Source organism: Deinococcus arboris (genome assembly GCF_009755355.1).
In the GTDB taxonomy this organism is placed as follows: Bacteria; Deinococcota; Deinococci; order Deinococcales; family Deinococcaceae; genus Deinococcus; species Deinococcus betulae.
In genome coordinates this window covers 1-8674 of sequence record NZ_WQLB01000062.1, presented here as the reverse complement: position 1 = coordinate 8674, position 8674 = coordinate 1, and the positions used below count along the sequence as shown (strand labels likewise).

At 64.3% G+C, this 8674-nt stretch carries 9 protein-coding genes; 7 read left to right on the top strand and 2 right to left on the bottom strand.

Translation table 11 applies throughout. The features are described from left to right. Nucleotides 1-217: 217 nt before the first annotated feature. Both prfB and GO986_RS22095 read left to right on the top strand, forming a co-directional pair. Nucleotides 218-1313 (top strand): peptide chain release factor 2 gene (gene prfB, locus GO986_RS22100; protein ID WP_198170933.1). Its coding sequence is split into 2 segments (ribosomal slippage): nucleotides 218-262 and nucleotides 264-1313, totalling 1095 coding nucleotides; the frame shifts between segments, so codons are not numbered across the junction. A 159-nt stretch (nucleotides 1314-1472) separates the two neighbouring features. Beyond that, the gene (locus GO986_RS22095; protein ID WP_157461686.1) at nucleotides 1473-2453 is read left to right on the top strand and encodes a serine/threonine-protein kinase; all 981 of its coding nucleotides are present in this window, start codon (nucleotides 1473-1475) and stop codon (nucleotides 2451-2453) included. Between the two features lie 57 nt (nucleotides 2454-2510). Here GO986_RS22095 and GO986_RS22090 read toward each other — a convergent pair whose 3' ends face one another. Together GO986_RS22090 and GO986_RS22085 are read right to left on the bottom strand one after the other, a co-directional pair. Further along, nucleotides 2511-3452: a GNAT family N-acetyltransferase gene (locus GO986_RS22090; RefSeq protein ID WP_369409542.1), complete on the bottom strand. Its 942-nt coding sequence runs from the start codon at nucleotides 3450-3452 to the stop codon at nucleotides 2511-2513. Further along, complete coding sequence (locus GO986_RS22085; protein ID WP_157461685.1) at nucleotides 3449-3952, bottom strand: DinB family protein; 504 nt, start codon at nucleotides 3950-3952, stop codon at nucleotides 3449-3451. Before GO986_RS22085 ends, GO986_RS22090 begins: the two co-directional genes overlap by 4 nt. A gap of 144 nt (nucleotides 3953-4096) precedes the next feature. On the opposite strand from GO986_RS22085, the gene rpsF reads away from it, so the two are divergent. From rpsF to rny, 5 genes are all read left to right on the top strand, one after another. Next, nucleotides 4097-4405 (top strand): 30S ribosomal protein S6, encoded by a 309-nt coding sequence (rpsF, locus tag GO986_RS22080; protein WP_157461684.1) that lies wholly within the window; start codon nucleotides 4097-4099, stop codon nucleotides 4403-4405. A gap of 122 nt (nucleotides 4406-4527) precedes the next feature. Then, nucleotides 4528-5430 carry a single-stranded DNA-binding protein gene (locus GO986_RS22075; RefSeq protein ID WP_157461683.1) on the top strand — a complete coding sequence of 301 codons (903 nt, stop codon included), beginning with the start codon at nucleotides 4528-4530 and terminating at the stop codon, nucleotides 5428-5430. Nucleotides 5431-5581: 151 nt separating this feature from the next. Further along, nucleotides 5582-5857 (top strand): 30S ribosomal protein S18, encoded by a 276-nt coding sequence (gene rpsR / locus GO986_RS22070; protein ID WP_157461682.1) that lies wholly within the window; start codon nucleotides 5582-5584, stop codon nucleotides 5855-5857. Nucleotides 5858-5868: 11 nt separating this feature from the next. Continuing rightward, nucleotides 5869-6309: a 50S ribosomal protein L9 gene (gene rplI, locus GO986_RS22065; RefSeq protein WP_157461681.1), complete on the top strand. Its 441-nt coding sequence runs from the start codon at nucleotides 5869-5871 to the stop codon at nucleotides 6307-6309. Between the two features lie 386 nt (nucleotides 6310-6695). Continuing rightward, on the top strand, nucleotides 6696-8393 hold the full coding sequence (gene rny / locus GO986_RS22060) for a ribonuclease Y (RefSeq protein ID WP_157461680.1): 1698 nt from the start codon (nucleotides 6696-6698) through the stop codon (nucleotides 8391-8393). The last annotated feature ends 281 nt before the right edge of the window (nucleotides 8394-8674 follow it).

Genomic DNA, 8674 nt, shown 5'->3' with positions numbered 1-8674 from the left:
TCACCAAACTGTCAACCCCTCCCGTGCCTTGATTTCTTGACCTTCAGGCAAGCACTGCAGACTGCCGTCACAGACAGGATCCTTACTGCTACCGCCCCTTACTTCTACCGCCCTGACTTTGCGCCACAGACCTGACTGACCCTGACCTCTATACTTTTCAGTTGGCACACAACCCGCGCCCCGCTCAACGGGCCGCCGCGGAAGGGAGGCACGCCCTATGCAGGAACTACTCGAAAAATTGGCGTCGCTCCGGGAGTACCTTTGACATTCCCGGCAAAGCGCGCAGGCTGAACGAACTGGACCGGGAACTGAGTGACCCCGAACTCTGGAGCAACGCCGGCCGCGCCCGGCAGGTCACCCAGGAGGCGGGCACGCTGCGCCGCATCGTCGAGGGCTACCAGACCCTGCATTCCGACGCACAGGGCCTCTCGGAAATGCTGGAGATGGCCGACGCCGAAGAGCGGGAGCTGCTGCAAGAGGAACAGCAGAGTATCGAAGCGCGCGTGGACGAGCTGTACAAAGAAACCCTGTTCACCATGAAGTACGCCGATACGGCCGCCATCGTGCGCGTCAAAAGCGGCGCAGGTGGTACTGAATCGCAGGACTGGGCCGGAATGCTCTCTCGGATGTTCATGCGCTGGGCCGAGCGCCGGGGCTTTAAAACCGAACTCATTGATCAGGTGGACGGCGAGCAGGCCGGCGTCATCAGCAGCGAATTTATTATTCGCGGCGACAAGGCCTACGGCATGATGGCCCCCGAACACGGCGTTCACCGGCTGGTACGGGTTTCTCCCTTCGACTCGAACAACCGCCGTCACACCTCGTTCGCGTCGGTGGATGTGGTGGCCGAAGTCCCCGAAGAGCAGATTGACATTCATATTCCCGACAGCGACCTGCGCCGCGACGTGTTCCGCTCACAGGGGGCCGGCGGGCAGGGCGTGAACACCACCGACTCGGCGGTGCGCCTGACCCACTTGCCTACTGGCATCGCTGTGGCCTCGCAGCAGACGCGCTCTCAGATTAAAAACCACGAGATTGCCCTGCAAATCCTCAAGCAGCGCCTCTATGACATAGAGGTCAAGAAGCGCGAGGCCGAGGAAGCCAAGGCGCGCGGCGAACAGAAAAAGATCGAGTGGGGCAGCCAGATTCGCTCGTATGTGCTGGACAAGCAGTACATCAAAGACCACCGCACAGGCGTCATGAAACACAACCCCGACGACGTGCTGGACGGTGACCTGGATGAACTGCAGTGGGCGGGCCTGGAATGGATGGCCGGCAAACGGGTATCTGAGGAAGGCAGCGACGACGAGTAACCAGGAAAAGGCTCTTTGAGCGAGTTGGTCTCTTTCTGTTTGAAGAAGCCTGGCCCCAGTGGCCGGGCTTTTTTGGCTGGACGGTGTTGGCACCGCCTTTACAGACTCGGCAAGGCGGCGCCCTATGCAGTAAGGTGCGGAAGAAGGCCACAACTCTTTATGTCTGAAGACCGAGCCATTCCTGGATACACCCTGCACCGCGTCATTGGGCGTGGCAATACCTCTCTGGTCTGGCTGGCCACCGACGCCCGCAAGCAGCAGGTGGCCCTGAAGGTGCCGCACAGCGAGACCCTGCGCGTGCACGAGGCGGCCGAGCGTTTTGGCAATGAGGTGCGCCTGACCCTGAAATTCAAGCACCCACACGTGGTGCGGGGCCACGCGGGCATGGCTTTTGGCCCCAAGGCCTTCCTGGCCGCCACCTATTACCCCAGAGGCGCCCTCAGCGATTTTCTCCCACAATTGCCCGAGCGCCGGCTGCCCTTCCTTGAAGCCCTGCGGGTCCTGGCCGATGTAACTTCGGCACTGACATACCTGCACCACCAGGGCGCAGTCCATCAGGATGTGAAGACGCAGAACGTATATGTCACCGAGGACGGCCGCGCAGCGCTGGGCGACCTGGGCAGCACCTATTTCACGGCGCAGGGGGGACAGACGAGCGGCAGTCCCTACTACATGTCACCCGAGGTGTACCACGGCGAGAGCAGCAGCTCGGCCAGCGATGTCTACAGCCTGGGCATCCTGATCTACGAACTCCTGAGCGGCGAGCGGCCCTATCACGGGAACACCTATGAAGAACTGATGGTCGCGCACCTGACGCGCTTTCCAGCGCCACTGGTCAGCCTCAATCCGCAGGTGCCGCGCCGGGTGGCCCGCCTGGCCGAGCTGGCCCTGGCCAAGCGCGCCCACGACCGCCCCAGTGCCGACGCTCTGCGCCGGGCCCTGCTCAGTGCCCTGGGCGAGACCCCTGAAGATGAGGTCTACGAGGACCCGGAGAAGGACGAAAAGGCAGCGGCCATGCCGGCGCGCCAGATGGGACGCCACGGCCCTCTCGAAGCGGCGCGGCCCCCCGAAGCGGCCGCTGTTCCAGCCGAAAAGGCTGAAAAAGAAAGCCGCTGGAACCCGTTTCGCCGCAAGAAATAGCAGCGTCTCCCTCTCATCTTTCCAGGAGCTGACTCCACCGCCCCCCGACCGTCAGGCTTATAGCCGCCGCTGCACCTCGTAGCGGCCAGGGCGGGGCTCAAACCCCAGACGGCGGTTCACGGCCAGCATCGGCGCGTTACTCGCATGATTGTTGGTGCGCATGACACTCAGCCCTGCGGCCTGGGCCCGTGCAATGCCCTCCAGCTTGAGAGGCAACGCCAGGCGGCGCCCCCGGGCCTCTGAATGAATGGCCGTCAGGGCGTTGTAGGCAAAGGGCGGGTCTCTAAACAGAAGCGTGGCCGAGGTCCCCCACCACTGCCCCTGCGGCCCCAGGGCCACCACCAGCCAGTCGGGCCGGGGGTCACGGTCCAGCCGCAGTTCTGCTCGCACCTGGGCCAGCGACCAGCGCGGATAGCCCATTAGGTCGGGCGTCTCGGTCAGGCGGTCGGCCACAGAATTCAGGTAACGCTGCAGGGTGGTCTCGTCGGTGCTGCTCAGGTCAGTGAAGGTCACCCCCTGGGCAACAGCCCGCTGGACGTCCGCCTGAAAGGGCGTGGGGTCAAAGGCAGTCAGATCCAGTTCTGAAGCGAAGCGGTGGGTGTAAATGGCGAAGCCGCGCCGCTGCGCCCAGGCCAGGGAAGCCGCGTCGGTGTCCGAGACATCGGCGCTCAGACCACCAGCTCCCTCAGCCTCGGCAGCCTGTTTAGCGTCAACCCAGAGCCGCTGGCCTACACCCTGACCGCGCCACTGGGGCAAGACCAGGACACCCACTTGCCGAAAGGTCGGTGGCAGGAAGGCGAAGGGGCGGAGTTGAGAGCCGCTCAGGACTTCACCGCGTTCATCCACTAACAGCCAGCGCCTTGGCACCTCTGCTGGCCGCGCCGCGTCAGCCGCCAGCAGCGCCTCTGGCGTGGTGACGCGACCAGTCAGCCCCAGCAGCGCCGCCAACGCGGGCGCGTCTGCTGGCGTGAAGGGCCGCAGGGTCCATCCGGCGGTCACACGCCTTTAACGAGTTGCCGAATGGCTCCCAGGTGGTAGGCCACATGCGCCACCCCGCCGGTCAGCCCACCAGCAGAGTCGCCGGTCACCGGCTCCCCCAGTTGAGTGCCTGTAAACGCCAGCAGAGCTTCGTAAGCCGCGCGCAGCCGGGCGCGCTGGGCGTCCCACTCGGCGGCGTCCACCTGCGCCGGCTGAAAGCTGCCCTGCCAGTCAAAGGGGCCGCGGTCACCGTCGCGCTCCCAGCGCACAATGACTTCCATGTGATACGCGGTGTGGGCGGTGTGGGCGGCCACCGTGGTCCCCAGTACCTCGCGGCTGGCCTGCTCGGCGTTCAGGGCGTCCAGGGTCGCCAGCAGCCCGTGGTTGCCACTGCCGTCTGCCTTGGTGCCGTCCAGAAAGGCAGTGGGCTTCCCGGCCTGGCCGCCCTCCACCGCCTCTTTCAGGATGTCGAGGATGCCGTCGAGGGGATGCTGCGTGTCCTGCTGGGTTGCCTGTGTCATGCCCCAGCGTAAAGGCAAACCCAGCCGCCTGGCATCCGCTGCGCGGCTCTGGTCAGCGCCCCCAGGCTCTGGTATCCTTGTCAATTGCGCCGCCCGGTCAAGGCCGCAGGCCGCGACACCCACGACCCAACAAGGAGGTGAATTATGAACCAGTACGACCTGAACCTGATTCTGAACCCCAACCTCAGCGCCGAGCAGGTGGGCATCGAGAAGGAATACATCGAAGCCACTGTGAAAAACGCCGGCGGGGAAATCAGCAACCTGGACGAGCTCGGCAACCGCCGACTCGCCTACGCCGTGAACAAGGACCGCGAGGGCTACTACCTGATGTACACCATCAAGAGCAGTGGCAACCCTGAGCAGAACATCGCCAGCACCCTGCGCCTGCGTGACCACGTGCGCCGCGTCCTGGTGGTCAAAGACCGCCCGGAATGGAAGACCAAGAAGGCCTGAAGCCCGTTACGCCATTGACGTAATGAGCCAGGTTTGTTATCTTACGGTCAACCTGCAAAGGCCGCACCGCCAGCAACTTCGAAGCTCAAGTACTTTCGCCAGCAACCCAAGGAGACCCTGTTATGGCCCGAGGCATGAACCACGTTTACCTGATTGGCGCACTCGCCCGCGACCCTGAACTGCGCTACACCCCCAGCGGGACCGCCGTATTCGAAGCCACTGTGGCTGGTGAAGACCACCTCATGGGCAACGACGGCCGTGAACGCAAACTGCCGTGGTATCACCGCGTCTCTATTCTGGGCAAACCTGCTGAGTGGCAGGCCGAACGAAACCTGAAAGGCGGCGACGCCGTGCTGGTTGAAGGCAGCCTGGAATACAGCCAGTGGGAAGCCCCGGAAGGCGGCAAACGCAGCATGGTGCGCGTCAAGGCCCTGCGCATGGAACAGCTGGGCACCCAGCCCGAGCTGGTGCAGGACGCCGGAGGCGGCGTTCGCATGGGCAGCGGCATGAACGAAGTGGTGCTGATTGGGAACGTTACCCGTGACCCCGACCTGCGCTACACCCCCGCCGGCGACGCGGTACTTGGACTCGGCCTGGCCGTGAACGAGACCTGGACCGACCGGCAAGGGCAGAAACAGGAAAAGACCCACTGGATTGACGTGACGCTGTGGCGCGACCTCGCTGAAAGCATGAAGGACCTCCGCAAAGGGGACCCGGTGCTCGTGCGTGGCCGCCTGGTGAACGAGGCGTGGACCGACCGTGACGGCAACAAGCGCAATTCCACCAAAGTAGAGGCGACGCGAGTCGAAGCCCTGTCCCGAGGCGCGGCCAGCCCCAATTCCGGGTATGCCGCAGCCACCCCCGCCGGACCTCGCCCCCAGACCGCGAGCAGTGCGGCGCGTCCCCAGAGCGGCGGCTCCAGCCAGCCGAGCCGGGCAGCGACCACGGGGAACCGTTCGGGCGGCTTAGATATTGATCAAGGTCTCGACGACTTCCCGCCAGACGAGGAAGACCTGCCGTTTTAAGCCGCGCCAACCGGCGCAGGTCTAAGGGTCGCAGTGGCACAGGGGCCAGGGAAGCACACCAGCTGCATTTCTCAGTCTCCTGTTCCCTTCAACCCTTAGACCGCCTCTGAAGCGGCACCTTCCTCTCCAGCGGTTTTAGAGGAATCCCCACATGACCCAAGGAAACAGCGCCGAGCGCAAGCCGCGCGGCAAGGGGCCCAAGCGCCCCCGCAAGCCCAAGGTTGACCCGTTCTCCATCGGAGAGCTGGAAATCACCGACTACAAAGACGTGAAGATGCTGCGCCGTTTTGTCAGCGACACCGGCAAGATTCTTCCCCGCCGCCGCACGGGCCTCTCGGCCAAGCACCAGCGCCGCATCGCGCAGACGATTAAAATCGCCCGCCAGCTGGCCCTGCTGCCCTACACCGAGAAGCTCGTCCGGAAATAAGGAGAATAGAGATGCAGATTATTCTTCTTGAACCCGGCAAGCTGGGCAAAACCGGCGATATCGTGAACGTCAAAGATGGCTACGCGCGCAACTGGCTGATTCCTCAGGGCATCGCTGCGCCGGCCACCAAGACCAACATGAAGAGCCTGGAAGCCCGCGTCCGTTCCCGCCAGAAGACCCAGGCCGCCGAGAAGGCCAGCGCCGAGGACCTCGCCAGCCGCCTGAATGGCGTGGCCGTGGAACTGAGCGTGCGCGCCGGCGAAGGCAAGATCTACGGCGCTGTAACCCACGCCGACGTGGCTGGGGCCCTGGACAAGCTGGGCTTTGATGTCGACAAGCGCCGCATCGATATGCCCAAGACGGTCAAGGAAATCGGCGAGTACGACATTGCGTACCGCGCCCACCCCGAAGTGACCATCCCCATGAAGCTCGTGGTGCACGCCACGAAGTAAAGGTCACTGACCTAGCCCCGCCGTTCTGGCGGGGTTTTTTTGGCTTTATCCCCGTTGGAGGAACTTCTCTATCTTCTCTGGCCTGTTTGTTGGCAGCCTACCTCCTGCGGTTGAGGACCCAGTTGTGAGCGCCCTCTCCTGAACCGGGCCGGGCGCCTGAGAACCAAAACGTTTAAGGTCTGTTCGGCAACCCCTGTTGTCCCCGAAGCTCAGGTCTAAGCCGCCTCCGCCTGCCGCAGTGCGGCGCGCCGCTTTGGAGCTACACTGCGGGGCGAACGTTCATCCACACTTCAGTCAGGGCGGAGGCGTTCGCTTTTCTTACCCCAATTGGGGCGCGCGGGCCTGAGGGCCCCTCGCCTCATTCAACACACCCAAAGGAGCGCACCATGACAATGATTTGGCTCATTGTGGCGCTGCTGCTTGGATTGGTCGGGGGCTTTATGTGGGGGCAGTCACGCGGCGCGCGCCAGCGGGCCGAGGTGGACAGCCGCCTTCAGCAGGAAGCCCAGCAAGAAGCGCAGCGCATTCGCACGCAGGCCGAGGACGCCGCGCGGGCCATGCGGGCAGAGGCCGACCAGGCCAGGCAGGACGCCACCCGAAAAATGCAGGACGCCGCAGAACGGGAAACGCAGATGGCCCGTCAGAGCGCGGGTCTGGACGCTCAGCGCGAGCAGGTCAGCGCCCAGCGGGCCCAGCTGGACACCGAGCGCAGTCAGGCGAAGCAGGACGCCGCCCAGGAGCGTGAAGCCCTGGCCACAGACCGCCAGGACACCCGCCGCGAACGCGACGAGTTGAAGCGTGAAATCGAGCGCCTCAACCGCCGCGCCGAGCAGCTCGACGCCAGGGGCGAGAAACTCGATACCTTGGAAGAACGCCTGGAAGACCGCGCCCGCAGCCTCACCGTGCAGGAACACGACCTGACCGAGCGGGCCCGGCAGGCCGACCTGCGGCTGTATGAGGTTGCGGGCCTCTCCCCCGAAGCCGCCCGCGCCGAGATTCTGGGCCGCCTGGACGCCGAACTGGAAGAGGAAAAGGCCATCCGGGTCAAGGCCATGCAGGAGCGGGCCACGGCGGAGGCGCGGCGCACGGCGCGCCACGTGGTCGCGCAGGCCATCCAGCGCAGCGCCTCGGAGACGAGCGCTGCGCTGAGCGTTTCGGTGGTGCCGATTCCCAACGACGCCATGAAAGGCCGCCTGATTGGCCGCGAGGGCCGCAACATCCGCGCCTTTGAGGCCCTGACCGGTGTGGACCTGATTATTGACGACACCCCTGAAGCGGTCATTCTGTCCAGCTTCAATCCCGTGCGGCGCGAGGTCGCCAAGCATGTGCTGGACGCGCTGGTGGCCGACGGCCGCATTCACCCGACCCGCATTGAGGAAATGGTCCACAAGGCTCAGGATGAGATGAAGGTCTTCATGCATGCCCAGGGGGAGGAAGCCGCCATCGAGTCTGGTGTGGTGGGCATCAAACCGGGATTGGTGCAGTTGCTGGGCCGCATGTACTTCCGCACGAGCTACGGCCAGAACGTCCTGAAACACTCCATTCAGGTGGCGCACCTGACGGGCATCATGGCGGGCGAACTGGGCCTGGACGCGGGGCTGGCCCGCCGCGCTGGCCTGATGCACGACGTGGGCAAGAGCATTGACCGCGAGATTGACGGCACCCACGTCGAGATTGGCATCAACCTCGCCAAGCGCTTCGGTGAACCGGCCGAGGTCATTGACGCCATTGCCCACCACCACGACCCCGAGAACGGCGAGACGCTGTACTCGGTGCTGGTGGCCGCCGCCGATGCCATCAGCGCGGCCAGGCCCGGTGCCCGCCGCGAAGAACTCGAATCGTATGTGCGCCGCCTGGAACAGCTGGAGCAGATTGCAGTCTCGTTTCCTGGCGTGCAGCAGGCCTACGCCATTCAGGCTGGGCGCGAGGTCCGCGTGATTGTGCAGCCTGAAAAGGTCACCGACGCCCAGGCCACCCTGCTGGCCCGCGAGATTGCGGGGCGCGTGGAACAGGACATGGAATACCCCGGCCAGGTGCAGGTGACCGTGGTGCGCGAGAGCCGCGCGGTGGAAGTGGCGAGATAGAGACAGGGGCACGGGAGGCGGTCAGTAGGAGAAGCCGCCTCCCGTGCATAAAGCCTGAACTCGTCCGGAACATTTAGGTCACAGACAATGATTTTCCTGTCCCTGGATTGAGATTGACCGCCGCTGTATACCGCGCTAGAGTGTTGGACATCACCGCCCAAGAGGCGGGTTTTTTATTTGGTCTAGGGCTTCACGCTGCCTCGTACTGCTCTGACCCTGCATAACATCAACCCAGACGCAGAGGCCAGCGCCCGCCCAGACGTCATTTTCGGTCCCATGTC

Excerpts from the sequence above, each read along its gene's own strand:
- rpsF (WP_157461684.1), top strand. The coding sequence starts at position 4,097 with ATGAACCAGTACGACCTGAACCTGATTCTGAACCCCAACCTCAGCGCC.
- rpsR (WP_157461682.1), top strand. The coding sequence starts at position 5,582 with ATGACCCAAGGAAACAGCGCCGAGCGCAAGCCGCGCGGCAAGGGGCCC.
- rny (WP_157461680.1), top strand. The coding sequence starts at position 6,696 with ATGACAATGATTTGGCTCATTGTGGCGCTGCTGCTTGGATTGGTCGGG.
- rplI (WP_157461681.1), top strand. The coding sequence starts at position 5,869 with ATGCAGATTATTCTTCTTGAACCCGGCAAGCTGGGCAAAACCGGCGAT.
- GO986_RS22095 (WP_157461686.1), top strand. The coding sequence starts at position 1,473 with ATGTCTGAAGACCGAGCCATTCCTGGATACACCCTGCACCGCGTCATT.
- GO986_RS22085 (WP_157461685.1), bottom strand. The coding sequence starts at position 3,952 with ATGACACAGGCAACCCAGCAGGACACGCAGCATCCCCTCGACGGCATC.
- GO986_RS22075 (WP_157461683.1), top strand. The coding sequence starts at position 4,528 with ATGGCCCGAGGCATGAACCACGTTTACCTGATTGGCGCACTCGCCCGC.